We start from the raw sequence: 25,709 nt of genomic DNA on the forward strand, positions 1-25,709 counted from the left end.
TTGCGCGGGTACGGGGGCATGCCAGTTCACCAATGTGACCAGCACGCGCAGCGTTTCGGCCACTTTCGCGCCCAACACCCACGCTATCGCCACCCCCGCCACCGCCAACGGCACGGTCACCTGCACGCCCAATCCCGTCCCCCACGGCCAGGATGCAAGCTGCACCGCCACGCCCGATGCGGGCTACCACTTCACCGGCTGGACGGGTGATTGCACGGGTACGGGGGCGTGCCAGTTCACCAATGTGACCAGCACGCGCAGCGTGAGCGCCACTTTCGCGCTCACTACCTACGCCATCAGCATCACCCCTGCCGCCGCCAACGGCGCGGTCACCTGCACGCCCAATCCCGTCACCCACGGCCAGAATGCAAGCTGCACCGCCACGCCCGATACGGGCTACCACTTCACCGGCTGGTCAGGCGATTGCGCGGGTACGGGGGCATGCCAGCTCACCAATGTGACCAGCACGCGCAGCGTGAGCGCCACTTTCGCCCACGACCCGGTCGATGCCACCTGCGGCTCAGCGGCCAACGGCGCTGTGGCCGCCAAGCCCAGCGCAAATTTGTGCGCCACGGGCACGCCTGGGGCCGTGCTATCCGCCAGCGGCCAGTACACATGGCAGTGCAGCGGTGAATATGGCGGTGCAGCGCAGCAGTGCAGCGCACCGTGGCAGGGTGCGGGCGGCAACGGTAATCTGGGTGCGGTGGAGGTGGACAGCGCGAACGGCTGGGAGATCAGCAGCGCCGCTTTTGCCGCCACCTTGCCCGCACCCTTGCCGCCCCATGTGCGGGCGGTGCACGCGCCGCTGGGGCTGGTGCTTGGGCGGGTCGCTGGCAATGGCGATGCGCAGGTGACTGTGCGCTTCACTATGCCTGTGCCGCAGGGGGCCAGTTATTACAAATACGGCCCCAGCCCCGACGGGCTGGGCTGCACCGGCGCTGCCTGCGCGCAGCCGCACTGGTATGCGCTGCCCGGCGCGCAGTTTGCACCCGACGGCATGAGCGTGACCTTCACCCTGACCGACGGCGGCGTGGGCGACAGCGACTCCGTGCCCCACCAGATCACCGACCCCGGCGTCCCCGTGCTGCTGGCCCCGCCAGCCCCGCAGGCCCCACAGGCCATCCCCGCACTCGGCCCCTGGGCGCTGGCGCTGCTTTCGCTGCTGGCAGCGGGGCTGGGGGCGATGCGTCGCCGGGCGCTCCTGTAAAGATAGCTTCTAGCGCTTGGTAGGCAAGCGCTAGCAGGCTATTTGATGCATAGAAAGAAAGGCCACTGCACCCCATTGCCGCCCTGCGGATAGCGGCTTTGCCTGCCTGCGCCGAATGGGTGGTGCTACCACCCGGCGCGCGAGCCCGCCTGGGTGGCGGTATGGCCTCGTGCATGCCCTCGGCGCTTCACCCATTTGGGCGATAGACGCGCGCACAGACGCTTTCTAGACTTTTTGCCATTCGATACACACAAGAAACGGAACTCCGCCATGAACACCCCTCTGCGCCACCTGCTGCGCCCGCTATGGCCCAGTGCGGCCCGCTCCCCCAGTTCTACCCCAGGGGACGGCGACTCGGTCTTTTTCAGCTCGGCCTTCGCCAGCCAGGACGTGCCCGGCGGCGTGCCCTTCGTGCCCTGGGAGGCTCGCGCAGTGGAAATCAGCGCCCGGCGCCTACCCGCCGACGGCGTGGCCGCGCGGCTGCAGACGCTGTGGGCAGACAACCGGCACATGGCGCTGCTCGATGCAGACGCCGTGCAGCGCATGGTGCGTTTCTTCTCGCTGGTGCGCGTGGGCCCGCAGTGCGAGGTCATCCGCCAGGACGAGCGCGGCGACTTCATGGCGGTGCTGCTCGCGGGGAATATGTCGGTCAACCGCACCCAGCCCTGGGGCGAGTGCCTGCATCTGGCGCAACTGCGCCCTGGCGACATCATGGGTGAAATGTCGTTGCTCGACGGCGGCCTGCGCCACTCGGCCTGCACCACGCTGGCCGACTGCGAATTGGCGGTGCTCGACGCCCAGGCCATGGACGAAATGCTGGCCCGTGAGCCACGCCTGGCCGCCAGCCTCTCCGCCCTACTGGCGCGCAAGCTGTCGCTGCGCCTGCGCGCCGTAAGCGCCAGCCTCTCGGCCCGCGACGCCCGCGAGAACCGCCAGCCACGCGAACCGCGCCCGGCGCATTGAGCGGCGGCGCCTTTCAGCGACATGAAGCCCTTGCCACGCAGGGCTTCACGGCTGCTTTACCCCTATTTTTTCCATCACCCCGAGAAAGGATTTCCCTCATGACACGTAAACCGCTCCTGCCTGCCGCCGCCGCGTTGGCACTGGCCTCGCCAGCCTGGGCCGCACCGGGTGGCACCGTGGCCTACATCACCTACGGCCCGCTGAGCGCCGGTACGCAGGCCATCCCCACGCTGTCGCAGTGGGGCCTGGCGGTGCTGGTGCTGGCGTTGGCCGTGCTAGCACCACGCCTGCTGCGCAGCGCCAGGGGCGGCATGCTGCGTGCCATAGCGCTGGCGCTGCTGGCAGGGGCTGCGCTGCTCGCCGTGCCATGGAGCACCCCAGCCATGGCGCAAATCGGCATGAGTGTCGGTGGCGACGATGCCGACGCAGCACTCGACCAACCGGGCGGTGGTACGGCGCAACTGCTGTGGCAGCCCGCGCTGGACTCGGGCGATTACTACTACCGCTACACCCTGCGCAACACATCGGGCAAGCCCCAGCAGATCCGCACAACCGACGTCCGAGGCTACCGCCTGCTCAACCCAGACGACGCAGACACCTGCAAGCCGGGCATGGTGCTGCCGCCTGACGCCACCTGCACCTTGGGCTTGAGCAACCCCCAGTGAAAGGTGCCTGCCATGTCCCTCTCGCTACGCACCCTGCCCGCCCTGGCGCTGGCGCTCGTCCTGTCCGCCTGCGGCGGCGGCTCCGTTGAACCCGTCACACAGAAGGGCTTCGGCCCCAGCCAGCTCTACGACCCGGCCCGCAACCCCACGGGCCGCGTGCTGCAGGAGGGCGACACCGGCATCGTCATGCTCGGCGGCAGCGGGCCGCAGCAGGTGTGGTTCGAGATTGGCGAGGCCGCCACCTACGGCGTCGAGCTGGAGGACGAAGACCTCGCCACGCTGGCGCGCGTGGAAGTGGCCAACGCCAGCGGCCAGACCCTGGCCTGGGCCGACGCCGCCCAGCGCACCGCCAGCGCCGACCTGGCGCCAGGCCGCTACGTAATGCGCCTGGCACCTGCAGCCACTGCACCCGCCGAGGGCACAGCGCTGTTCCTGCATTTCGACGCCGACGAAGCCGAAGCAGGCGCCAAGGCAGGCACGGCCAAGACGGCGGAGGCCGGGCGCAAGTCCCTGCAAATAGGCGCCTGCATGGGCTGCGACCTGCGCGGCGCGATCCTGTTGGGGGCCGATTTGCGCAAGGCCGATTTGCGCAAGGCCGATTTGCGCGATGCCAACCTGCACGGCGCCAACCTGGCGGGGGCGAACGCGGCCGGTGCCGATTTCCGTCGCGCCAAGCTGCAAGCCGCCAACCTGAGCGGCACGAACCTGGCAAGCGCGGATCTGGCCGGCGCGTACCTGTTCGGCGCGAACCTGGCCGGTGCGGACCTGAGCGGCGTGGACCTGGTCAAAGTGAACCTGACTGGCGTCGACCTCCGTGGCGCCACCTTGCCGGACGGGCGCATCTGCGCGGCAGTGCCCCCCTTGGACCTGTGCATGTAACCCGCGAAGGAGAACCCCATGTGCATTTCGCTACGCACCCTGCCCGCCCTGGCGCTGGCGTTCGCCCTGTCCGCCTGCGGCGGCGGCTCCCTTGAACCCGTCACACAGAAGGGCTTCGGCCCCAGCCAACTCTACGACCCGGCCCGCAACCCCACGGGCCGCGTGCTGCAAGAGGGCGACACCGGCATCGTCATGCACGGCGGCAGCGGGCCGCAGCAGGTCTGGTTCGAGATTGGCGAGGCCGCCACCTACGGCGTCGAGCTGGAGGACGAAGACCTCGCCACGCTGGCGCGCCTCGAAATCGCCGACGCCAGCGGCCAGACCCTGGCCTGGGCCGACGCCACCCAGCGCGCCGCCAGCGCCAGCCTGGCCCCGGGCCGCCATGTGCTGCGCCTGGCCGCCGCGCCTGCGGCCCCTGCCGAGGGCACGCCGCTGTTCATCCGCTTCGGCGCCGGCAGCGCCAAGGCAAGCACGGCCAAGGCGAACGGGTGGGATGTGCTGAGCACGGTGTTCACCAAAGCCTGCCCCGAATGCGACCTGCGCGGCGCGCACCTGGCCCTGCTGCTGCTGTACGACGCTAACCTGCGCGGCGCGCGCCTGAACGACGCCAATCTGAGCCAGGCCCACCTGATGCGCGCCGACCTCAGACAAACGGTCTTGCAGCAGGCGAATCTGGAGCGCGCCAACCTGGAAGAAGCGAACCTGAGCGGGGCCGATCTGCGCCGGGCCAACCTGCACGGCGCGAACCTGCGCAACGCCAAGCTATTCGGCGCGAACCTAGCCGGGGCCGACTTCCGTGGCGCCACCTGGATGGACGGGCGCACCTGCGCAGCCGCCTCCCTCGCCGGCGAATGCCGGTGACCCGGCCAGCGCACATTCCCCTGGCAACCGCCATGGACAGCCTGCGCGGACCCTGACCGCCAGCGGCGGCGGCGGCAATGCGCCCGGCCCCGCCATGCGGTAGCCTCGCCCCCATGCACACCTTCCACCTCGATTCGGCCTGGACGCTGGCTGCCGCCGTGGCGACCATCTTGCTGGGCATGCGCCTGCACCGCGCCTAGCCCGCGCTGGAACGCGCCAACATACCGCCCTCGGTATCGGCGGGACTGCTGCTGTCGGTGCTGCTGACGCTGCTGCGCGCGGGCGGGGTGGCCGACGTGCGGCTGGCCCCGGAACCGCGCGGCGTGCTGCTGCTGGTGTTCTTCGCCTCGCTGGGCTTTGGCGCGCACCTGGGGCGGCTGGCGAAGGCGGGCAAGGGTGCGCTGGTGATCTGCCTGGCCGTGCTACTGGCGATCGTGGCGCAGAACGCTGCGGGGCTGCTGCTGGCCCGGGCGTTCGGCCAGCCCGCTGCGCTGGGGCTGTTCGTGGGCAGCGCGGCCTACATCGGCGGGCACGGCACGGCCACGGCCTGGGCCAGCGCCGTGCCGGTGGCGGGCGCGCTGGAGGTGGGGCTGGGCGGCGCCACGCTGGGGCTGGTGCTGGGGCTGGGCAGCCTGCTGGCCGGGCCGGTGGCAGCGTGGCTGATGCGCGGGCAGACGGGCGCCACGCACCCCGCGCCCGCAACGCGGGCCGGGGGCCAGGGCACCCTGCCCGACGCCCACGACGCCGCCGCGCCCGTGCGCGGCGCGCCGTTCTCGTCAGACCGCTGGCTGCCCCCGCTGCTGGGGCTGCTGGTGTGCGTGGCGGCGGGGCCGGGGCTGACGGCGTGGCTGGGCCACGCGGCGGGCTGGCAGGTGCCCACGTTCCTCGTGGTGCTGCTCGCCGCCGTGGCACTGACCAACGGCGCCGACCTGCTGCGCCGCCCGTTTGACACGCAGGCCAGCGACCTCGTGGGCACGGTGGCGCTGCGCGTGTTCCTGGCGATGGCGATGCTCACGCTGGACTGGGCGGAGCTGGCCGAACACCTGCCGCTGTTGCTGTCCGGCGCGCTGGTGCAGGCAGCGATCACCTGCGCCATCGGCATCGGGCTGGTCTATGTGCTCTTCGGGCGCGGGCACGAAGGCGCGGTGGCCTGCGGCGGCTTCATCGGCTTCGGCATCGGGGCCATGCCGATCGGCCTGGCGGTGATGCGGCGGCTGCAAACCGCCTACGGCGATGCGCCGCGCGCCATGCTGGCGTTTACGCTGGCGGCTTCACTGTTTCCCGACACGGCCAACGCGCTGGTCATTGCCACACTGCTGCGCTGGCTCGGCGCGGGCGGCTGGCCACGCGGCGCACGCCGCGCCACGGCGGCGCGGCCATCACCCTTCTTCGAGCGCGCCGCGCGCCGCCGCCTTCAGCGCTGCGGTGAGCGCGTCCAGCACGGCCGATTCGAGGTTCCAGCAGTGCCAGTAGAGCTGGATCGGCAGCCAGCGCCCGGGCGCCAGATCCACCAGGCGCCCGTCGGCCAGCGCCGCGCGCGCCAGCAGCTCGGGCACCACGCCCGCGCCCCAGCCCGCCAGCACGGCGCGCACCTGGCCTTCGGAGCTGGGCACGTAGACATGGTGCAGCGCCACGCGCTTGAGGCCGAAGCCACGCGCGATGAATTCCGACGCCATGTCGTCCTTGCGGTTGAATGAGAGGAACGGCACGCTGCGAAAGTTGTGCGCCGTCAGCCCCTGCGGCAGATGCTGCGCGGCGTAGCTGCGCTCGGCCACGGCAACGTAGCGCATGGCGCCCAGCGGCACCACCTTGCAGCCACGCAGCGCCTGTGCCAGCGTGGTGACGCAGCCCAGCACCTGGCCCGAGCGCAGCCACTCCTGGGTGAAGTCCTGGTCGTCGGCAATGATCTCCAGCGGCAGGCGCTGGCGCACCAGGTCGCCCAGCGCGTCGAGCGCCCAGGTGGCGATGCTGTCGGCGTTGATGGCGATGGCGATGCGCTCATCCTCGCGTGTGCCCCCCGGGGCGCTGGGCGCCAGCTCCTGCAAATCGCGCTCCAGGTCGGCGCGCAGCAGGCGCAGCTGCTTGGTGTGCTTGAGCAGCAGCTGCCCCGCATTGGTGGGGCGCAGCGGGCGCGTGCGCACGATGAGCACCGAGCCGACCTGCGCCTCCAGCGCGCGCAGGCGCTGCGACACGGCGGACTGGGTGACGTTCAGGCGCTGCGCCGCGCGCTCGAAGCCACCCTCCTCGACGATGGCGGCAAGGCACTCCAGCGCGGCGGGATCGTAGGCACTCATTTATTAATACATCTGATGATTTGCCAAAGAGTTTAATTTTGCTTTTTAAAAAGCACAACGCGGGGCACACTGCGCGGCATGAAAACCATCGTCCTCGGCGCCGGCATCATCGGCATCAGCACCGCGTGGCACCTGTTGGAGCGCGGCCACGAAGTCATCGTCGTCGATCGCCAGAGCGATGCGGCGCAGGAGACCAGCTTCGCCAACGCGGCGCAGATTTCGGTGAGCTACTGCGAGCCCTGGGCCAACCGCGAAGCGCCGTGGAAGGCGCTGAAGTGGATGTTCGACAAGGAAGCGCCGCTGCTGTACCGCCCGCAGCTGGACCCGCAGCAGTGGCGCTGGTGCCTGCAGTTCCTGGCGCAGTGCAACGATGCGGCGTTCGAGCGCAACGTGGCCCAGCTCGTGGCGCTGGGCGCGTACAGCCACGCCGCGCTCAAGGACGTGGTGCGCGCCACGGGCATCGAATACCACCGGCTGGAGCGCGGCATTGCCCACTTCTACACCGACCAGAAGTCGTTCGAGGACGCTGGCCGCGCCGTCGAGGTGATGCGCCGCTACGGCGTGCAGCGCCGCCTGGTGAGCCGTGAGGAGCTGTTCCAGATCGAGCCGGCGTTCCGGGCCTACGGTGCGCACATCACCGGCGGCACCTACACCAGCACCGACGAAAGCGGCGATGCGCGCGTGTTCACGCAGCAGCTGGCACGCCGCTGCGCCGAGCGCGGGGCGCAGTTTCTCTGGCAGCACGACGTCGTGCGTCTGAACAAGGCGGGGGGCGCTATTGAATCAGTAGCTGTTCGCGCTTGCCCAGAAATCGCTGGAGGCCAAAAAGACCCCAAGATTCAGCTCCTCCAGGCCGATGCCGTGGTGGTGGCCTGCGGCAGCTACAGCGCGCCGCTGCTGCGCAGCGTGGGCGTGGATCTGCCTATTTACCCCGGCAAGGGCTACAGCGCCACCTTCCCGCTGCTGCGCCCCGAGGCCGCGCCCATGGTCTCGGCCATTGACGACGGCAAGAAGATTGCCATGAGCCGCCTGGGCAACTTCCTGCGCGTGGCCGGCACCATTGAACTCAACGGCTGGGACCTGACGCTGGACAGCCCCCTGGCACGCGCGCGCTGCCACATGCTGTCGCGCCGCATCGAAACCATCCTGCCCGGCGTGTGCGACACCCGCACGCCCGAGGAAGGCGGCGACCCGCAGTACTGGACTGGCCTGCGCCCGGCCACGCCAACCAACATCCCCTTCATCGGCCGCACGCGCGTGGGCAAGCTGTGGGTGAACGCCGGCCACGGCACGCTGGGCTGGACGCACGGCGCCGGCTCGGGCAAGGCCATGGCCGAACTCATCAGCGGCCAGCGCCCGGCCATGGCCTTCGACTTCCTCGGTGAAGGGCGCCAGCGCCGCCCCACGCAACCCATGGCGGCCTGACACGGGCGGGCCGGTACCGGATCACGCGGCGCCACGCCGCAAACCGTGCTGTCACCCGGCGAAGTCCGGCCACATGCGAAGGCCCACGCCACGGCCGCATTACCATCGCGGCCCGAGCACGACACAACGGCCACGATGACCCCTCGCTTTTCCGACACTGCCAGCGCCCTGGGCGCCGCCGCAGGCCAGCATGCGCTGGTGCTGTGGCTGCTGGGCTTGGCCTTGGCACTCGCCCTGGCCAGCTGGCTGGGCGCACGCTGGCGCCAGCGCCGCACGCTGGGCACACGCCATTGGGCCCTGTGCTGCGCCCTGCCCGCCCTGGCCCTGTTCACCCTGCTGGCCACGCAGGTGGCGGCAGGTGCCAGCATGACCCACTTTGACGCCGCCCTGGCCCGCACATTGCAGGTGCAGGCCAGCGCCACGCTGCTGTACTGGGCCACGGTGCCCACCTGGGCGGGCGATCCGCCCGTGGTCATCGCGCTGGTGGCCGCGGTGGGCGCCTGGCTGCTGTGGCGCCGCGAGCGCCTGCTGGCGCTGGCCTGGGTGGCGGCCGTGGTCGGCAACGCGCTGCTGAACAAGGGGCTGAAGCACCTGTTCGAGCGCGCCCGCCCGCCACACCTGCATGGCATCGTCCACGAAACCGGCTACAGCTTTCCCAGCGGCCACGCCTCGGGCACGCTGGCGGCCTACGGCATGCTGGCCTACGTGGTCCTGCGCCTGGCACCGCCCGCCTGGCACATGCCGGCACTGCTCGGTGCTGCCTGGCTGGCCTGGACGGGCGCGTGCAGTCGGGTGCTGCTGCAAGTGCATTACGCCAGCGACGTGCTGGCCGGGCTGGCCAGCGGATCGGTATGGCTGGGGCTGTGCATTCTGGGACTGCGCCATGCACAACAACGCGAGCGCCCAATGCTCCTGAATCAATAGCTGCTAGCGCCCTTCACACAAGGGCTAGCAGCATATTTGACTTCAATTCTCCGGCTGCGCCGGAAGGTGCCTCTGTGGGTTCTCATTGATCTTGCGAATTTCGGCCTCTGCCTCTCAATGGACTTTGCAATTTCAACGAGAACGCCTTTGCAAGCCATTCTCACAAGCTTGCAAACATCCTACCGACTTCTCTCACGCCGAGGGAGTCAAACCGTTTCTATTTAATAGGCGCAGTCTTTCCCGAGCATCTTGCGGGACATACAGGGGACTTCAAGCTCAGGTAGCCGTTCTCACAAGCTTGCAAAGATCCTACGCCCCCAGCAGCCCAGAGAATGCTTGCGTCGGCTGCCGCATTACGCCATACGTACATTGGATCCAGACTCCTGCAGATCTGATCAGCTTCGTCGAAGGAGCGCGAGAATCAAGCGCGATGAAAGCATGCACCTCGCCCAACGCCTTGCGGACGAACCGGTGAGGTCACGAGAACAACTTGGACCAGAGCGACGCCTTCGCCGGTGCAGTCTCGGCCAGAGGCTTTGCGGGCGGAGCCTTTGGTACGATGGTTTCAATGATCGGCGTAGTGTCGATCACGATCTCTGGCACGCTTTCCCAGGTTGCCTGATGATTTCCGCCGTGACCGTTGATCTCACGAAACTCGGCGTCGATGGCGGTGCCATCGTCGTACCACTTCTTGAATCGTACCTGGCGTTCATGCAGCGCGCCCATCTCTCGGTCAATGGAGCTGAGTTGTTGCTTAAGGGTCACGAAAGTCGGGAAGAACTGGTCGGCAAAGTCTGGTGCGTCGATCAGCTGAACCACCTCCTTGGACTGGATCTGGAAGTTGGAAATCATGCTCTCGATCACTTTAGCAAACTGTGCCTGACGCTCCTGTTCCTTGTAGCTGTCCCACACTTCCAGCGCGACACCCAGAATGGCCACCGCGCTGCCGAGGCCGTTCGCCAGCTTGGTAGCACCCCAAGGTTTGAACTTGAGGTACTTGCTGATGTCCAGCCCCACCATTTTCGTGGCGGCATTCAGCCCGTCGCGAGCCAGCAGGACATTGTCTTTGGTGATGAACCCCGGCTGTGAAAGAAACTTGACGCCCTTTTTGCTCATGGCGTTCAACACGTCGTCGTAATGCTTCAACTCGTTGTTGACGTTCATCTGTATTCGGTACAGATCGGTGTTAATGCTGCCGATTTCCTCGCTGAATATTTCCTGGATACACTGCTGCACCAGGCAACCTTCGTTTCCAATCTCGCGGTGCATGAAGTCATCAAAGGTGGGTAGCCCAACTTTCCGGGTCTGCAGTTGCAGATCCTCGAAGTAGCGCAACAGGCGACCTCGCAGTCGCGTCTGAGCCTGCGCGATGTTGCCGTGGACTTTCTGCAGTTCCTGGGCCTGACTTTGCTTGATTTCGGTGATGCGCCGCGCTTCATCCGCCAGCAGGGCATACGCCTCCTTGGCGGCCGGAAGCTGGTGGGTGATGACGTCGGCGATGATGGATTTCTGGGTTTCGTTCGCCAGCGAGATCAGTCCACCATTGCGCTCGATCTTCTGCTGAGTCGCGCTTTGCAGCACGCCAATGCGCGAGAGATTGCGGAATTCGGACAGATTGCGCAACCAGTGGTCGACGCCCATGTCGAAGGGATTGGCCGACACGGCGACAATGGAAAGATCGCCCTGCTCCTGCGGAGTCAGTTCCAATACGTCATTCAGTCGCTTGGTCACCGAATTCTTCTTGACGAGGAATTTATCCTGAAAATCCGCGTCCTCCGCCACGTCTGCGACGTCGTCGAAACGGCTGAGAACGAACACGGTGCGAGGCAGCAGGTTGAGCGTGCGGAAAAGCCATTTCAGGTCTTCCGTGTGGCTTTCCTTGATCGGGTTGGCGGAATTCATCACATACAGCACCAGGTGAGCTTCGCTCACGTAGTGCTTGGTGATGTCTTTGTACTTCTCGATTTCCTGGCTCGTGGCGTTGGTTTTTTCCTTGAAGCCGAACAGCCCGGGTGTGTCGATGATCTGCAGCTGGTCCTTGTATTCGTAGATCTGGACTTCGCTGGACGACTCCGCCTGGCTGATGTTCATGCTCTTGCGATCCAGCTCCTCCAGCCAGGCGGCGGCGATCGATGTCTTGCCTTCGGAGAAGCCCCCGATCAGGGCGACCTTGAGTTTCTGCTCCGTCGCTTCCCGCACCGATTTCTCCAGCTTCGTCACGAGATCCGGATGGACATGGATGCCCAGACTGCTTCCCTCCTGCACGAAGGTGCTGAGTTTGAACAGGATTCCAAGGGCTTGCTGCTTTTGCAGTTCGAATGAATGAATTGCGCTGGTCACGTGACGTTGCTCCGGTATTCAGGCGGTTGCGGCTTCTGTGGCCGAGGCGGGGGCTGCGGAGGCCGGCTTGGGGACGAGCTTGTCCCGCAACGCAGCCATCTTGACGGCAATTTCCTCCAGCGCCACTTTGGTGTTGAGGCTCTGTTCGTAGGGAATGCGCATCTGGGTCTTGGTTGAGATCAGCGCCTCATTGATCTTGGCGCTCGCCGATTCGAGATTGCCGTCCAGCATCTCCGTGAGCTTCTCGAACACCTTCTCAATGTTCTCGTCAGCGGACTTGCGCTGCTGCTCCTTCTTGTAGTCGCTGCTGAAGAAGCTGCGCACGGCCTTATAGAGACTGAACACGAGACCGACCGCACCGATCACTGCCGCAGTGGTCCAGCCCACCGGGTTGGACGCCAGGAACGATGCCCAGACCAGCGCCGCGGCTCCGCCCAGCGTCGAGATCAGGCCCACGACGTTGATGCCATTGCTCATCTTGAAGTCGGTGTGGAAGCTCAGTTTGAGCGATGAGAACGGGTCATCGATCGTGTAGTGCAGGATCTCGCTGACGTTCTTCTGATTCTTCTGGATGATGGCTTCAGCCTCATTGGTGAACGACTTGAACACCTTGGAGAAGCGTGCCTCCAGATCCCGGCCGACGCTTGTCTTGAGTGCATCGATCTCGCCGGTCAGGTACTCCTTGAAATCGTCGTTGCTCTGGTTGCTCTCGATGTAGTCATAGATGGCCCTGCGCATGGCGGACTTCTTGCCGCTCAACTCGTCATGGCATTCGCTCTTGAGCTTCTGCGACGTGCCGGACAGCAGTCCATCGATCTGAGAGGATGCGGATTTCTGCTGCACATCCAGCTTCTGCGCGGCATTGGCGAAGTTGTCTCGCGCCTGATGCAGGTGACTGATGCCGTCTTGCAGGCAACTGCGAATCTTCTTTATATTGGCATCGCGGATCTTGGTCTGAAAGTTCTGGCACAGCTCCGAACGCAGGAACTGGAGGAAGGCATGCATGCCGCTGCGCTGGAGAATTTCATCGCGCCCCATCGATGCGAGGAACTTTTCACGGCTTCTGACATGGGGGTTGTTGGGGACTAGACAGGTGGCAGCCGCCAGAAAGGCGGGCATGCCGCTGACGCACACATGTCCCCTATAGGTCTCAGTGCCCAGCGAAGCGGTCAAGGATTTTCCCATGTCGGACAGACCGACGGCATCGTTTTGGGTTACCAAGGTCTGGCCTTGCAGAACCTGAGGGTTGGTCGCGCTCTTGTTGAAAATAGCCCAGACTTCGGTCTGCTTCCCCAACTGGCGTTTGATCTTGTCAATGGTGCCTTCCTGTCCCTCGCTACCGGAGCCGGGCGGAGTGGCGTTGCGCGTCACGTAGAACACCGCGTGGGCTTTCTTGACGGATGAATCGATGGCGCTCATCACCTGCTTCTCGTCACCTTCGATGCCAGGCACGTCGATCAATTGGAACTGCTGGCCTCCCGCCACGAAGCGGTAGGAATGCGACTGGAGTGTGAAGTCTGAGCGCCCGTTGCCGATGATGCATCCATCCTGCAGCGGAGCCAGCCGTGCGAACGCGCTTTCAACTTTGGCTTTTTCGCCTGTCTTGGCCGCCAGCTCGGCCTGGATCTTGCGGGGCTCGGCGGCGATGGCTTCCAGTCTGGCTTGATTTCCTGCCTTGAGCTGCACGAGTGCCAGTTCCCGCTCTTGGAGAGCCTTCTCTTCATCCAGTTTCTTGAACATATGCAACAGCTTCTGCCAAAAGTTCTGATGCTTGAGCTTGTGCTGGATGGTGGCCCTCAGCACATCGAGGCCGACCGCTTGCTGCTGTTCCTCACTCGTCAACTGCCGTGCGCGCTGATTGGCAAGTTGCTCGCTGTCCGCCAGTTGAGCCTGCAACTTCTGGATGCTTAATTCGAGCGACGCAAGACTCTCGGGATCAACGCGCAAATCCTTGGCCAAGTCCCTGAATTTCTGCTGTGTGGCGAGCTTGTCACTGTCACCCAGCAAAATGCGTAGTGTCTCGATCAGGGTGGATTTGCCAGCGTTCGTCTCACCGTAGAACGCGATGGTGAACGTATCCCATTCGGACAGCTCGCGCAGCTCTCGAATATCTTTATTGGTCCGGTCGCGCATCTGTTCCAGCAAGGTTCTGGAACTGGCGATGGCACTTTCTATATCTTGGTTTCCATTGGTCGTCGAGCCTTTCTTGAGCACCGCTGCAAGCGACTGATCGACCAGCGTCGTCACTTGGTCATAGAACTGATCGGTCTTGTTGGTGTTGGACATGCGTACCCGTTGAAATTTGCTGATTGGTTGTCAGAGGTGTAAGCCGACCCGATCCGGTAGTGAGTCGTCGGTGCGGCCCTGCATTTATTCGGACTCAATTGCCAGGACCACACCTATTGAAGGAAAGCAGGCCAGTATGGCATTTCGAACTTGTCGGATTGATCTGCGAGCGCCAGAACGTGGGCGCTTGGTTTAGGCTTCACGCGCAGTCCAAAGTGGGAAGATGCTACTTCATTGGTCGGTCGCTTCAAAAATCAAGAAGCTATTGATCTAAATGTGACGACTGCCCCCGCGATAAAAAAGGCGCTTCAGATGAGCGCCTTTTTCATTTTCTCTGACAGCACTTTTGCACTAACTTGGCAAAGTTTGCACTTTCTCTGTCATTTGACACGAGATGCAGCGAGCTTCGCAAGTAGTGAGAATATTTGCAAGATCAATGAGAACCTACAGCCTCACACGTCGATGTTGCCGGCCCGCAGCGCATTCGTCTCGATGAAGTCGCGGCGCGGCTCCACCTCATCGCCCATGAGCATGGTGAACACGCGGTCGGCTTCGATGGCGTCGTCGATCTGCACGCGCAGCAGGCGGCGCACGGCGGGGTCCATGGTGGTCTCCCACAGCTGCTCAGGGTTCATTTCGCCCAGGCCCTTGTAGCGCTGGCGCGCGGTGGTGCGCTCCGCTTCGCTGATGAGCCAGGCCATGGCCTGGCGGAAGTCGCTCACTTTTTCTTCCTTGGCCTTGTCACCCTCGCCGCGCATGACCTTGGCGCCTTCGCCCAGCAGGCCACGGAAGGTGTCGGCGGCTTCGGCCAGGGCGGCGTAGTCGGCACCGTGCACGAAGTCCTGCGTGAGGATGCTGCTCTTGACGTTGCCGTGGTGGCGGCGGCTGATGCGCAGGATGGGCTTGTCGCTGCGCGCATCGAACTCGCCCGCCACCTCGGGCGGCACGCCGGTGGTGGAGAGCTCGGCCAACTTGGCCTGCATGGCCACCGCGCTGGCCTGGGCGTCTTCCACGGTGTCGAGCTTGACGGCTACGCCATCGGCAATGGCGCGCAGGGCTTCCTGGTCCATGAAGGCCGACAGGCGTGCGATCACGCTTTCAGCCACCTGGTGCTTGCGCGCCAGCTCGGCCAGGGTGTCGCCCTGCAGCGTCTGCGGCTGGGCGCCGCCGGTGTGCACGCTGGCGTGGTTCAGCGCGATGCGCAGCAGGTACTGGTCCAGCGCGGGGCCGTCCTTCAGGTACAGCTCTTCCTTGCCGTTCTTGACCTTGTACAGCGGCGGCTGGGCAATGTAGATGTGGCCGCGCTCGACCAGGTCGGGCATCTGGCGGTAGAAGAAGGTCAGCAGCAGGGTACGGATGTGGGCGCCGTCCACGTCGGCATCGGTCATGATGATGATGCGGTGGTAGCGCAGCTTGGCGACATCGAAGTCGTCGGCGCCGCTCTTGCCGTTGCCGTCCTCGGCCGCCTTGCCGATGCCGGTGCCCAGGGCGGTGATGAGGGTGACGATTTCGTTGCTCGAGAGCAGCTTTTCGTAGCGCGCCTTCTCCACGTTCAGAATCTTGCCGCGCAGCGGCAGGATGGCCTGGAACTTGCGGTCGCGCCCCTGCTTGGCGGAGCCGCCGGCGGAGTCACCCTCGACGATGTAGATCTCGCACAGCGCCGGGTCTTTTTCCTGGCAGTCGGCCAGCTTGCCGGGCAGGCCCATGCCGTCGAGCACGCCCTTGCGGCGCGTCATCTCGCGCGCCTTGCGCGCGGCCTCGCGCGCGCGCGCCGCCTCGACGATCTTGCCGCAGAGGATCTTGGCGTCGTTGGGCTTTTCTTCCAGGTAGTCGGTGAGCGCCTTGGCGACGATGTCTTCCACCGGCGCGCGCACTTCGGAGCTGACCAGCTTGTCCTTGGTCTGGCTGCTGAACTTGGGCTCGGGCACCTTCACGCTCAAGACGCAGCACAGGCCTTCGCGCATGTCGTCGCCGCTGACCTCGACCTTGGCCTTCTTGGCCAGCTCGTTCTGCTCGATGTACTTGCCGATGACGCGCGTCATCGCTGCGCGCAGGCCGGTCAGGTGGGTGCCGCCGTCACGCTGCGGGATGTTGTTGGTGAAGCAGAGGACTTGCTCGTTGTAGCCGTCGTTCCACTGCATGGCCACTTCGACGCCAATCTCGGTGCCGGGGATGCCGCCGTAGCTCTCGGCCGGGCGCGCACCCGTGGCGTGGAAGGCCGTGGGGTGCAGCACTTTCTTGGTGCCGTTGATGAACTCGACAAAACCCTTAACGCCACCGGCGCCGGAGAAGTCGTCCTCCTTGCCGGTGCGCTCGTCCACCAGGCGGATGCGCACGCCGTTGTTCAGGAAGGACAGTTCGCGCAGGCGCTTGGCCAGGATCTCGTAGTGGAACTCGTTGTTCTCTTTGAAGATTTCGGTGTCGGGCAGGAAGTGCACCTCGGTGCCGCGCTTCTCTGTCTCCCCCACCACCTTCATCGGCGAGACCTCGACGCCGTTCACGGTCTCGATCACCCGGTTCTGCACAAAGCCGCGGGCGAATTCGAGCACATGGACCTTGCCTTCGCGGCGCACCGTCAGGCGCAGCTTGCGCGACAGCGCGTTCACGCAGGACACGCCCACGCCGTGCAGCCCGCCCGAGACCTTGTAGCTGTTCTGGTTGAACTTGCCGCCCGCGTGCAGCTCGGTCAGCGCGATCTCGGCGGCCGAGCGCTTGGGCTCGTGCTTGTCGTCCATCTTCACGCCGGTGGGAATGCCGCGGCCGTTGTCGGTGACGGAGATCGAGTTGTCGGTGTGGATGGTGACGACGATGTCGTCGCAGTGCCCAGCCAGCGCCTCGTCGATGGAGTTGTCCACCACTTCGAACACCAGGTGGTGCAGGCCGGTGCCGTCGGACGTGTCGCCGATGTACATGCCGGGGCGCTTGCGCACCGCCTCCAGCCCTTCGAGGATCTGGATCGCGCCCTCGCCGTAGCCGCCACTGGGGTCGATGCCTTCAGGGGCAAGGGTCTGGGGTGCGGGCTTGTTCTCGTCGGTCATGGATGTATAGCCAAAAAGGCCACTAGCGCTTATTCAGAAAGCGCTAGCAGCTATCAAATCAGGAGTTTTCAGGTCAGATGCGCATGGGCATGACCACGTACTTGAAGCTGTCGTTCTCGGGAATCGTCACCAGCGCCGAGCTGTTGCCATCGGCCAGGTCGATCTTCACCATCTCCTGGCCCATGTTCGCCAGTGCGTCCAGAAGATAGGTGACGTTGAAACCGATTTCGATGCTGTCGCCACCGTAGTCGATGTCGAGTTCGTCCACGGCCTCTTCCTGCTCGGCGTTGTTCGACGCCACGCGCAGCGTGCCCGGCTCCAGGTTCAGGCGCACGCCCTTGAACTTGTCGCTGGTCATGATGGCGGTGCGCTGCAGGCTGGCCAGCAGCGGCGCGCGGCCCAGGATCACGCTGTTGTGGTGGTTCTTCGGGATCACGCGGTTGTAGTCAGGGAACTTGCCCTCGACCAGCTTGGTGACGAACTCCATGCCGCCGAAGCAGAACTTGGCCTGGTTGTTGGCGAACTGCATCTCGATGGCGCCATCGGCGTCGGACAACAGGCGCTGCAGCTCCAGCACCGTTTTGCGCGGCAGGATGACCTCCTGCTTGGGCACCTCGACGTCGAGCTGGGCGCTGGCGAACGCCAGGCGGTGGCCATCGGTGGCCACCAGGCTCAGGGTATTGCCCTCGGCCACGAACAGGATGCCGTTGAGGTAGTAGCGGATGTCTTGCACCGCCATGGCGAACGACACCTGGCCCAGCAGGCCCTTGAGCACCTTCTGCGGCACGCTGAACGCCGGGCCGAAGGCGGGCGACTCCTGCACCAGCGGGAAGTCCTCGGCCGGCAGGCTCTGCAGCGTGAAGCGGCTCTTGCCGCCCTTGAGGATGAGCTTGGACTGGCTGGACTCCAGGCTCACCGTCTGGTCTGCGGGCATGGTCTTGAGGATGTCGATGAGCTTGCGCGCGCCCACCGTGGTGGTGAAGTCGCCCACGTCGCCGCCCAACTCGGCGGTGGTGCGGATCTGGATTTCCAGGTCGCTCGTGGTGAGCTGAAGGGCGTTGCCCGTCTTGCGGATCAGCACATTGGCCAGGATGGGCAGCGTGTGGCGGCGTTCGACGATGCCGGACACCGATTGCAGAACCGCGAGTACCTTGTCTTGTGTTGCCTTCAGGACAATCATGTCAACCTCTTGTATGTGGTGCGGTGCAGGTCATGCACAGCCTGCCATTGTGCCCTCTCGCCGCAAGGGTCAGCCTTTGAGCGTCTGCTCCAGAACATGCAACTGCTGGTTCAGCTCGGTGTTGGTCTGGCGCTCGGCGGCGATCTTGCGCACCGCATGTAGCACCGTCGTATGGTCGCGCCCACCGAACAGCTCGCCGATCTCTGGCAGGCTCTTTTGCGTCAGCTCCTTGGCCAGGTACATGGCGATCTGGCGCGGCCGCGCGATGCTGGCCGGGCGCTTCTTGCTGTACATGTCCGCCACCTTGATCTTGTAATAGTCAGCGACGGTCTTCTGGATGTTCTCCACGCTGATCTGGCGGTTCTGGATTGACAGCAGGTCGCGCAGCGCCTCACGCGCGAGCTGGATCGAGACTTCCTTCTGGTTAAAGCGCGAATAGGCCAGGATCTTGCGCAGCGCGCCTTCGAGTTCGCGCACGTTGGAGCGCACGTTCTTGGCGACGAAGAAAGCGACCTCCTCGGGCATCTCGGCATGCTCGGCGCGCGCCTTGTTGATCAGGATCGCCACACGCATTTCCAGCTCGGGCGGCTCCAGCGCCACCGTCAGGCCGGAGTCAAAGCGCGACACCAGGCGGTCGTGGATGTTGGCCAGGCCCTTTGGATAGGTGTCCGAGGTCATGACGATGTGGCTCTTCTTGGCCAGCAGCGCCTCGAAGGCGTTGAAGAACTCCTCCTGCGTGCGGTCCTTGTTGGCGAAAAACTGCACGTCGTCGATCAGCAGCAAATCGAGCGAGTGGTAGCGCGCCTTGAAATCGTCGAAAGTGCGCCGCTGGTACGACTTGACCACATCCGAGACGAACTGCTCGGCGTGGATGTAGAGAACCTTGGCGTCGGGCCGGTCCTGCAGCAGCTTGTTGCCCACCGCATGCATCAAGTGGGTCTTGCCCAGGCCCACGCCGCCATAGATGAACAAGGGGTTGTACATGTGGCCCGGCGAGCCCGCCACATGCATCGCGGCCGAGCGTGCCATGCGGTTGGCCGAGCCTTCCACCAGGGTCTCGAACGTCAGCGCCGGATTGAGCCGGGTGCGGAAGGCACCGGAGGCGCCATCGTCCCCCGAAGCCGCGGGTGCGGCGCTCTCAGCAGCCGGCGCATTATCGCCAGGCGGTGGCACGGCAGCAGGGCGAACATACGTTCTGGCAACGCTTGCACGCTGAGCGATTACTAACTCCACGGCCACGGCCTGGCCGTACAGCCCCTCCAGGATGGCCGCGATGCGGCCCGCGTACTGCGCACGGATCCAGTCGAGCTTGAAGCGGTTGGCCACCTGCAGGGTGACCTTGGAAAAGTCGGGGGCCACCTGCGCCGTGAGGGGCTTGATCCAGGTGTTGAACTGCTGCTCGGGCAGGTCTTGCGCCAGCTGCTCGACGCAGGCCACCCACAGCCCCATGGCGGCATCGCCAGCCTCGGCAGCGTGGGGGTCGGGGAGGAGTTCCTCGTTCATGGCAAAGGTGTTCTTATTGTGGATAGGAGGAACGGACAAGGCGCTGGATTGTAGCTTTTCAAGAACTTATCCACAAACCACGGCGGCCCATTTTGCAGAACGAAGGCGTTGTAGGGGTATTGCAATACAGAGATGACGCTGCGACAATCGCGGGTTTCCCTGAATGTGTTCAGGGTGATATGACCCGGCCATCGTTTTTGCGCCTGGCGGGCCGTGCGGCTGAACAAGCCACGCAGGCTGCCCGGCGCCCGATGAAATACACCGCCAGGGCGGCGCCGGGGCCGGCCAGGAACTGAACCCTCAAGGAACCACACCATGAAACGTACTTACCAACCTTCCAAGACCCGCCGCGCCCGCACCCACGGTTTCCTGGTGCGCATGAAGACCCGCGGCGGCCGCGCCGTCATCAACGCGCGCCGCGCCAAGGGCCGCAAGCGCCTGGCCGTCTAATGGCCGCGCAGCCCGGCGGCTTGCCGCCGGGGTTGCTCCCAGTGCAGCACTTGCCATGCACAGGCTGAAGACGCGCGCACAGTTCCAGGCCGCCATGGCCGGGGGCGTGGTTTCCCGCACAGCGCATTTCGCCTTGCACCGCTTGGTGCTGCAGGCTGCCGCAAGCGCAGCCGCGCAACCACCAGGGCCCGGCACCTTGCCTGCAGAGCAAGGGCCGCAGGCCCTGTTTGCCGTTCCCGGCGTGTGGATGGGTGCCATGGCACCCAAGCGCTGGGCGCGCCGCGCGGTTACGCGCAACGCCATCAAGCGCCAGGTCTATGCCCTGGGTACAGCGCTGGAGCCGCGACTGCCGCCTGCGGCTTTCGTGGTGCGCCTGCGCGCCGGGTTTGACCGGCGGCAGTTTCCCAGCGCCTGGTCCGACCCACTGCGCCAGGCCGTGCGCGCCGAGCTGCAGCAGCTGCTGGCGCGTGTGGCCCACCCGGAGGCACTGGCATGATGCAGTCCCTGCTGATCGGGCTGGTGCGTGGCTACCGCCTGCTGCTCAGCCCCTGGCTCGGGTCGGCCTGCCGCTTCGAGCCCACGTGCTCGCAGTATTCGCTGCAGGCGCTGCAGCAGCATGGCGCGGCCGCGGGCAGCTATCTCACGCTGCGGCGCCTGGTGCGCTGCCATCCCTGGTGCGATGGGGGCCATGATCCCGTGCCGCAGGAGCCGCCCCGGCTGTTCTCGCGCTGGGTCACGACACCGCCCCCCCAACAACCTTCATCTGCAAAGAAGTCTTCATGAACGACATTCGCCGCACCATCCTGTGGGTGATTTTTGGCTTTTCCATGGTTTTGCTGTGGGACAAATGGCAGGTGCACAACGGCCACAAGGCCACTTTCTTCCCGTCGCCCACAGCCGTAACGGCCAGCGCGCCCGAGGGTGGCGCCTCTGCGGCGCAGCCAGCGGCCCGCGCCAGCACCCCGGCGGCCGCGCCCGCAGGTGCGGCCCAGGTGCCCGGTGGTGAGGCGCCCGCGCCCGTGGCACGCGAGCGTGTCACGGTCACCTCTGACGTGCTGCGCCTGGAGTTCGACGGCCAGGGTGGTTCGCTGGTGCACGGTGAGCTGCTCAAGTACCCGGCGATGGAAGACAAGGCCAAGCCCTTCGTACTGTTCGACGACAGTGCCAGCCGCGTGTACCAGGCCCAGACTGGCCTGATCGGCGGCGCCTTCCCGACGCACAAGACGACCATGGCACTGGTGCCCGGCCCACGTGAACTCAAGGACGGCGAAGACACCCTGCAGGTGCGCTTCGAGTCGCCCGACCTGGGCGGCGTGAAGCTGGCCAAGACCTGGACCCTCAAGCGCGGCGCCTACGACATCGCCGTGAAGCACGAGGTGGTGAACACGGGCACGGCCACCGTGTCACCGCAGCTGTACCTGCAGCTGGTGCGCGACGGCAACAAGCCTGCGGGCGAGTCGTCGTTCTACTCCACCTTCACCGGCCCCGCGGTCTACACCGAGGCCAAGAAGTACCAGAAGGTCGAGTTCAAGGACATCGAGAACGGCAAGGTCGACATCGAGAAGTCGGCCAGCAACGGCTACGCCGCCATGGTGCAGCACTACTTCGCCTCGGCCTGGCTGCTGGCCGACGGGGTGCAGCGCGACCTGTTCATGCGCAAGGTGGACACCAACCTGTACGCGGTGGGCATGATCACCAGCGTCGGCGAGATCGCCCCGGGCCAGGCCAAGGCGGTCGATGCGCGCCTGTTCGCCGGCCCGCAGGTGGAGAAGACGCTGGAGAGCCTGACCCCCGGCCTGGAGCTGGTGAAGGACTACGGCATGTTCACCATCCTGTCCAAGCCGCTGTACTGGCTGCTGGACAAGATCCACGGCGTGCTGGGCAACTGGGGCTGGTCCATCATCGGCCTGGTGCTGCTGCTGAAGATCGCCTTCTACTGGCTCAACGCCAAGGCCTACGCCAGCATGGCCAAGATGAAGGCCATCAACCCGAAGATCATGGAGATGCGCGAGCGCCTCAAGGACAAGCCGCAACAGATGCAGCAGGAGATGATGCGCATCTACCGCGAGGAAAAGGTCAACCCGATGGGCGGCTGCTTCCCCATCATGATCCAGATCCCGGTGTTCATTGCCCTGTACTGGGTGCTGCTGTCCAGCGTGGAGATCCGCAACGCCCCCTGGCTGGGCTGGATCCATGACCTCTCGTCGCCTGATCCGTTCTTCATCCTGCCGCTGCTGATGACGGCCAGCTCGCTGCTGCAGACGGCGCTGAACCCGGCGCCGCCCGACCCGATGCAGGCAAAGATGATGTGGATCATGCCGCTGATGTTCAGCGTGATGTTCTTCTTCTTCCCGGCCGGCCTGGTGCTGTACTGGCTGACGAACAACATCCTGTCCATTGCCCAGCAGTGGATCATCAACAAGCGCATGGGCGTGCCGCCGCAGTTCAACCTGCCAAAGTTCCGCTGACCCGCTCCTGCATGCACGCAACGGCCGCTGACTTCAGCGGCCGTTGTCGTTTTGGGTACCATGGCCGCTTGGTAACGCAACCCGAAAGGAGTCGGCAGATGATTCAGCGCAAGACCTTGAAACTGGGCATGGTAGGGGCGGCGGTATGCCTGTGCCTCGGCAGCGCGGGCGCAGCCACGCTGCGCTGGGCGGGCGCCAACGACATCCTCACGGTGGACCCGCACGCACAGAACCACCAGACCACGCACGCCTTCCTGCAGCAGGTGTACGAGAGCCTGGTGCGCTACGACGCCACGTACCAGATCGAACCCGCGCTGGCCACGCAGTGGACGCAAGTCTCGCCCACGCAGGTGCGCTTTTCGCTGCGCAAGGGCGTCAAGTTCCACGATGGCGCGCCGTTCACCGCCGACGACGTGGTGTTCTCGCTCACGCGCGCCATGACACCGCCGTCGAACATGACGTCCGCGGTCCAGAGCCTCAAGGAAGTCAAGAAGGTGGACGACTTCACCGTGGATCTGATCCTCAAAGGCCCGAACCCCATCCTGCTGCGCGAACTGACCGAGGCGCGCATCATGAACAAAGCCTGGGCGGAGAAACACAACGCCACCAAGTCGCAGGACTACGCCGCCAAGGAAGAGAACTACGCCTCGCGCAACGCCAACGGCACCGGCCCCTTCGTCATGGAAAGCTGGCAGCCTGACGTGAAGGTCACGCTCAAGAAGAACACGAACTGGTGGGACAAGCCCCGTGGCAACATCGACGAAGTGGTGTTCACCCCCATCAAGTCGGCCGCCACGCGCTCGGCCGCGCTGATCTCGGGGCAGGTGGACTTCGTTGTCGATCCGCCGCCGCAGGATCTGGCGCGCATGAAGGCCAATGCCGACCTGAAGCTGGTCGAAGGCGCCGAGAACCGCACCATCTACCTGGGCCTGGACCAGTTCCGCGACGAACTGCCCGGCGCCGGCACGCCCGGCAAAAACCCGCTCAAGGACCAGCGCGTACGCCAGGCGCTGTACCAGGCCATCGACTCCGCCGGCCTGCACAGCCGCACCATGCGCAACCTGTCGGTCCCCGCGGGCACCATGGTCGCCCCCATGGTGCACGGCTGGAGCAAGGCGCTGGACGAGCGCGCCGCAAAGTACGACGTCGAGGCCGCCAAGAAGCTGCTGGCCGACGCAGGCTATCCGCAAGGCTTCGCGCTCAAGCTCGACTGCCCCAACGACCGCTACGTGAACGATGAAGCCATCTGCCAGGCGGTCACCGCCATGTGGACGCGCATCGGCGTCAAGACCACGCTGCAGGCCGCACCCATGGCGCAGTTCGTCACCCGCGTGATGAACAACGACGTCAGCGCCTACCTGTTCGGCTGGGGCGTGGCCACGTTCGACGCGCTGTACTCGCTCGAAGCCCTGATGGCCACCAAGGACGGCAAAACCTCGGCCGGCAACTACAACGGCGGCCGTTTCAGCGACGCCACCCTGGACGGCATGATCGGCCAGATCAAGGTCGAGATGGACGCCGCCAAGCGCGACGCGCTGCTCGCGCAGGCGCTGCAGCGGGTCAAGGACGGGTACTACTACATCCCGCTGCACCACCAAATCCGCCCCTGGGCCATGCGCAAGAACGTGGAAACCCCGCACCGCGCGGACGACCGCCCCATGCCCACCTGGACCACCATCAAGTAAAAACGATAGCTGCTAGCGCTTTCCAGATAAGGATTTCAGGCACTTTTTGCCATGAAATGCTTGTTTGGCAAGCGCTAGCAGCTTCATTTTCAATAGCACAATACCGCCCATGCTCGCCCGCCACCACGACCCGATCGCCGCCATCGCCACCGCGCCAGGGCGCGGCGCCGTGGGCATCGTGCGCGTTTCGGGCCACGGGCTCGCGCCTTTCGTGCAGGCGCTGCTGGGCCGCGCGCTGCGCCCGCGCGAGGCGCACTACCTGCCCTTCCCCGACGCCCAGGGCCAGCCCATCGACCGGGGGCTGGCCCTGTTCTTTCCCGCACCGCACAGCTATACCGGCGAGGACGTGCTGGAGCTGCAGGCGCACGGCGGCCCGGTGGTGCTGCAGCTGCTGCTGGCGCGCTGCCTGGAGGCGGCCCAGGGCACTGCAGGCGCTGCGGGGACCGCAGCCAGCGTGCTGCCACACCTGCGTCTGGCCGCACCGGGCGAATTCACCGAGCGCGCCTTCCTCAACGGCAAGATCGACCTGGCGCAGGCCGAGGCCATTGCCGACCTGATCGACGCCTCCACGGCCGCCGCCGCGCGCAGCGCAGGCCGCTCGCTCTCGGGCGCGTTTTCCGAGGAAATCCACGGCCTGCGCGACGCACTCGTGCATCTGCGCATGCTGGTCGAAGCCACGCTCGATTTTCCGGAAGAAGAAATCGACTTCCTGCGCAAGGCCGACGCGCGCGGGCAGCTCTCAAAATTGCAGCACATGCTGGCCACCGTGATGCAGCGCGCGCAACAGGGCGCGCTGCTGCGCGAAGGCATCAAGGCCGTGATCGCGGGCCAGCCCAACGCTGGCAAAAGCTCGCTGCTGAACGCCTTGGCGGGTGCCGAGCTGGCCATCGTCACGCCGATTGCCGGCACCACGCGCGACAAGGTGCAGCAAACCATCCAGATCGAAGGCGTACCGCTGCACGTGATCGACACCGCTGGCCTGCGCGACAGCAGCGACGAAGTGGAAAAAATCGGCATCGCGCGCGCCTGGGAGGAAATCGCTGCCGCCGACGCCGTGCTGTTCCTGCACGACCTGACGCGCCAAAACCAGCCCGACTACGTGGCCGCCGACGCCGCCATCGCCCACACCCTGGCCGAGCGCCTGCCGCCGGGCGTGCCGGTGATCGACGTGTGGAACAAGACCGATGCCGCGCCCGGCGTGCAGCCGGGCAGTGCCCCGGGCCACGAGGCGGTGCGCCTGTCCGCGCGCACGGGCGAAGGCCTGGACACGCTGCGCCACCTGCTGCTGGAGGCCGCGGGCTGGCAGCCGGCGGCCGAGGGCCTCTACATCGCGCGCGCGCGCCACACCGAGGCGCTGCGCGCCGTCGATGCACATTTGATGGAGGCCGCCGCGCAGCTCGAAAGCAGCGGCCCGGCGCTCGACCTGCTGGCCGAGGAACTGCGCCTGGCGCAGAACGCGCTGGGCGCCATCACCGGGGAATTTGGCGCCGACGACCTGCTGGGCGTGATCTTTTCCAGCTTCTGCATCGGCAAGTGAAAGC

The 25,709-nt window shown here is 65.5% G+C and carries 20 protein-coding genes and 1 pseudogene; 15 read left to right on the forward strand and 6 right to left on the reverse strand.

The genetic code is table 11. The annotated features are described in order from the left end of the window. The 7 genes and pseudogenes from BN2503_RS10375 to BN2503_RS10400 form a co-directional block, all read left to right on the forward strand. On the forward strand, positions 1 to 1,207 hold a 1,207-nt coding region (locus BN2503_RS10375), incomplete at its 5' end, for an IPTL-CTERM sorting domain-containing protein (RefSeq protein ID WP_148639745.1). Between the two features lie 270 nt (positions 1,208 to 1,477). After that, complete coding sequence (locus BN2503_RS10380) at positions 1,478 to 2,170, forward strand: cyclic nucleotide-binding domain-containing protein (protein WP_082366558.1); 693 nt, start codon at positions 1,478 to 1,480, stop codon at positions 2,168 to 2,170. Positions 2,171 to 2,268: 98 nt separating this feature from the next. Next, a complete protein-coding gene (locus BN2503_RS10385; protein WP_054256590.1) occupies positions 2,269 to 2,835 on the forward strand; it encodes a midcut-by-XrtH protein in 567 nt (188 codons plus the stop codon). A 12-nt stretch (positions 2,836 to 2,847) separates the two neighbouring features. Next, positions 2,848 to 3,714 (forward strand): pentapeptide repeat-containing protein, encoded by an 867-nt coding sequence (locus BN2503_RS10390; RefSeq protein WP_054256591.1) that lies wholly within the window; start codon positions 2,848 to 2,850, stop codon positions 3,712 to 3,714. An 18-nt stretch (positions 3,715 to 3,732) separates the two neighbouring features. Further along, positions 3,733 to 4,575 (forward strand): pentapeptide repeat-containing protein, encoded by an 843-nt coding sequence (locus BN2503_RS19360; RefSeq protein ID WP_074930289.1) that lies wholly within the window; start codon positions 3,733 to 3,735, stop codon positions 4,573 to 4,575. A 77-nt stretch (positions 4,576 to 4,652) separates the two neighbouring features. Next, positions 4,653 to 4,775 (forward strand): hypothetical protein, encoded by a 123-nt coding sequence (locus BN2503_RS21245; RefSeq protein WP_267887056.1) that lies wholly within the window; start codon positions 4,653 to 4,655, stop codon positions 4,773 to 4,775. A 6-nt stretch (positions 4,776 to 4,781) separates the two neighbouring features. Continuing rightward, a pseudogene (locus BN2503_RS10400) lies at positions 4,782 to 5,795 on the forward strand (sodium/glutamate symporter); the annotation flags it as partial. Between the two features lie 159 nt (positions 5,796 to 5,954). Here the strand turns inward: BN2503_RS10400 and BN2503_RS19365 are convergent. Next, positions 5,955 to 6,869, reverse strand: coding sequence for a LysR family transcriptional regulator ArgP (locus tag BN2503_RS19365; RefSeq protein ID WP_074930291.1), 915 nt, complete (start codon positions 6,867 to 6,869; stop codon positions 5,955 to 5,957). 78 nt (positions 6,870 to 6,947) lie between these two features. Here BN2503_RS19365 and BN2503_RS10410 point away from each other — a divergent pair, with 78 nt between their 5' ends. Further along, positions 6,948 to 8,294, forward strand: coding sequence for a D-amino acid dehydrogenase (locus tag BN2503_RS10410; protein WP_054256594.1), 1,347 nt, complete (start codon positions 6,948 to 6,950; stop codon positions 8,292 to 8,294). Between the two features lie 135 nt (positions 8,295 to 8,429). Then, complete coding sequence (locus BN2503_RS10415; RefSeq protein WP_054256595.1) at positions 8,430 to 9,218, forward strand: phosphatase PAP2 family protein; 789 nt, start codon at positions 8,430 to 8,432, stop codon at positions 9,216 to 9,218. Positions 9,219 to 9,695: 477 nt separating this feature from the next. Here the strand turns inward: BN2503_RS10415 and BN2503_RS10420 are convergent, their stop codons facing one another. The 5 genes from BN2503_RS10420 to dnaA all read right to left on the reverse strand — a co-directional run bounded on the left by BN2503_RS10420 (position 9,696) and on the right by dnaA (position 19,565). Continuing rightward, positions 9,696 to 11,558 carry a LeoA/HP0731 family dynamin-like GTPase gene (locus tag BN2503_RS10420; protein ID WP_158447351.1) on the reverse strand — a complete coding sequence of 621 codons (1,863 nt, stop codon included), beginning with the start codon at positions 11,556 to 11,558 and terminating at the stop codon, positions 9,696 to 9,698. An 18-nt stretch (positions 11,559 to 11,576) separates the two neighbouring features. Further along, positions 11,577 to 13,844 carry a hypothetical protein gene (locus tag BN2503_RS10425; RefSeq protein WP_054256597.1) on the reverse strand — a complete coding sequence of 756 codons (2,268 nt, stop codon included), beginning with the start codon at positions 13,842 to 13,844 and terminating at the stop codon, positions 11,577 to 11,579. A 452-nt stretch (positions 13,845 to 14,296) separates the two neighbouring features. After that, positions 14,297 to 16,882 carry a DNA topoisomerase (ATP-hydrolyzing) subunit B gene (gene gyrB / locus BN2503_RS10430; RefSeq protein WP_054256598.1) on the reverse strand — a complete coding sequence of 862 codons (2,586 nt, stop codon included), beginning with the start codon at positions 16,880 to 16,882 and terminating at the stop codon, positions 14,297 to 14,299. Between the two features lie 73 nt (positions 16,883 to 16,955). After that, positions 16,956 to 18,062 carry a DNA polymerase III subunit beta gene (gene dnaN / locus BN2503_RS10435; RefSeq protein ID WP_054256599.1) on the reverse strand — a complete coding sequence of 369 codons (1,107 nt, stop codon included), beginning with the start codon at positions 18,060 to 18,062 and terminating at the stop codon, positions 16,956 to 16,958. Between the two features lie 69 nt (positions 18,063 to 18,131). Continuing rightward, positions 18,132 to 19,565, reverse strand: coding sequence for a chromosomal replication initiator protein DnaA (dnaA, locus tag BN2503_RS10440; protein ID WP_074930294.1), 1,434 nt, complete (start codon positions 19,563 to 19,565; stop codon positions 18,132 to 18,134). Between the two features lie 315 nt (positions 19,566 to 19,880). Here dnaA and rpmH point away from each other — a divergent pair, with 315 nt between their 5' ends. The 6 genes from rpmH (at position 19,881) to mnmE (ending at position 25,705) form a co-directional block, all read left to right on the forward strand. Further along, entirely contained in the window at positions 19,881 to 20,015 is a 135-nt protein-coding gene (gene rpmH, locus BN2503_RS10445; RefSeq protein WP_005798102.1) for a 50S ribosomal protein L34, read from the forward strand. Positions 20,016 to 20,070: 55 nt separating this feature from the next. After that, the gene (locus BN2503_RS10450; protein ID WP_054256600.1) at positions 20,071 to 20,511 is read left to right on the forward strand and encodes a ribonuclease P protein component; all 441 of its coding nucleotides are present in this window, start codon (positions 20,071 to 20,073) and stop codon (positions 20,509 to 20,511) included. Beyond that, positions 20,508 to 20,798, forward strand: coding sequence for a membrane protein insertion efficiency factor YidD (gene yidD / locus BN2503_RS10455; protein ID WP_054256601.1), 291 nt, complete (start codon positions 20,508 to 20,510; stop codon positions 20,796 to 20,798). Before BN2503_RS10450 ends, yidD begins: the two co-directional genes overlap by 4 nt. Further along, positions 20,795 to 22,483 (forward strand): membrane protein insertase YidC, encoded by a 1,689-nt coding sequence (gene yidC, locus BN2503_RS10460; protein ID WP_054256602.1) that lies wholly within the window; start codon positions 20,795 to 20,797, stop codon positions 22,481 to 22,483. Before yidD ends, yidC begins: the two co-directional genes overlap by 4 nt. Positions 22,484 to 22,581: 98 nt before the next feature. Then, complete coding sequence (locus tag BN2503_RS10465; protein ID WP_054256603.1) at positions 22,582 to 24,168, forward strand: ABC transporter substrate-binding protein; 1,587 nt, start codon at positions 22,582 to 22,584, stop codon at positions 24,166 to 24,168. 109 nt (positions 24,169 to 24,277) lie between these two features. Next, positions 24,278 to 25,705: a tRNA uridine-5-carboxymethylaminomethyl(34) synthesis GTPase MnmE gene (gene mnmE, locus BN2503_RS10470; RefSeq protein ID WP_054256604.1), complete on the forward strand. Its 1,428-nt coding sequence runs from the start codon at positions 24,278 to 24,280 to the stop codon at positions 25,703 to 25,705. Positions 25,706 to 25,709 lie beyond the last annotated feature (4 nt).

This window comes from Paenacidovorax caeni (assembly GCF_001298675.1).
GTDB lineage: Bacteria > Pseudomonadota > Gammaproteobacteria > Burkholderiales > Burkholderiaceae_C > Paenacidovorax > Paenacidovorax caeni.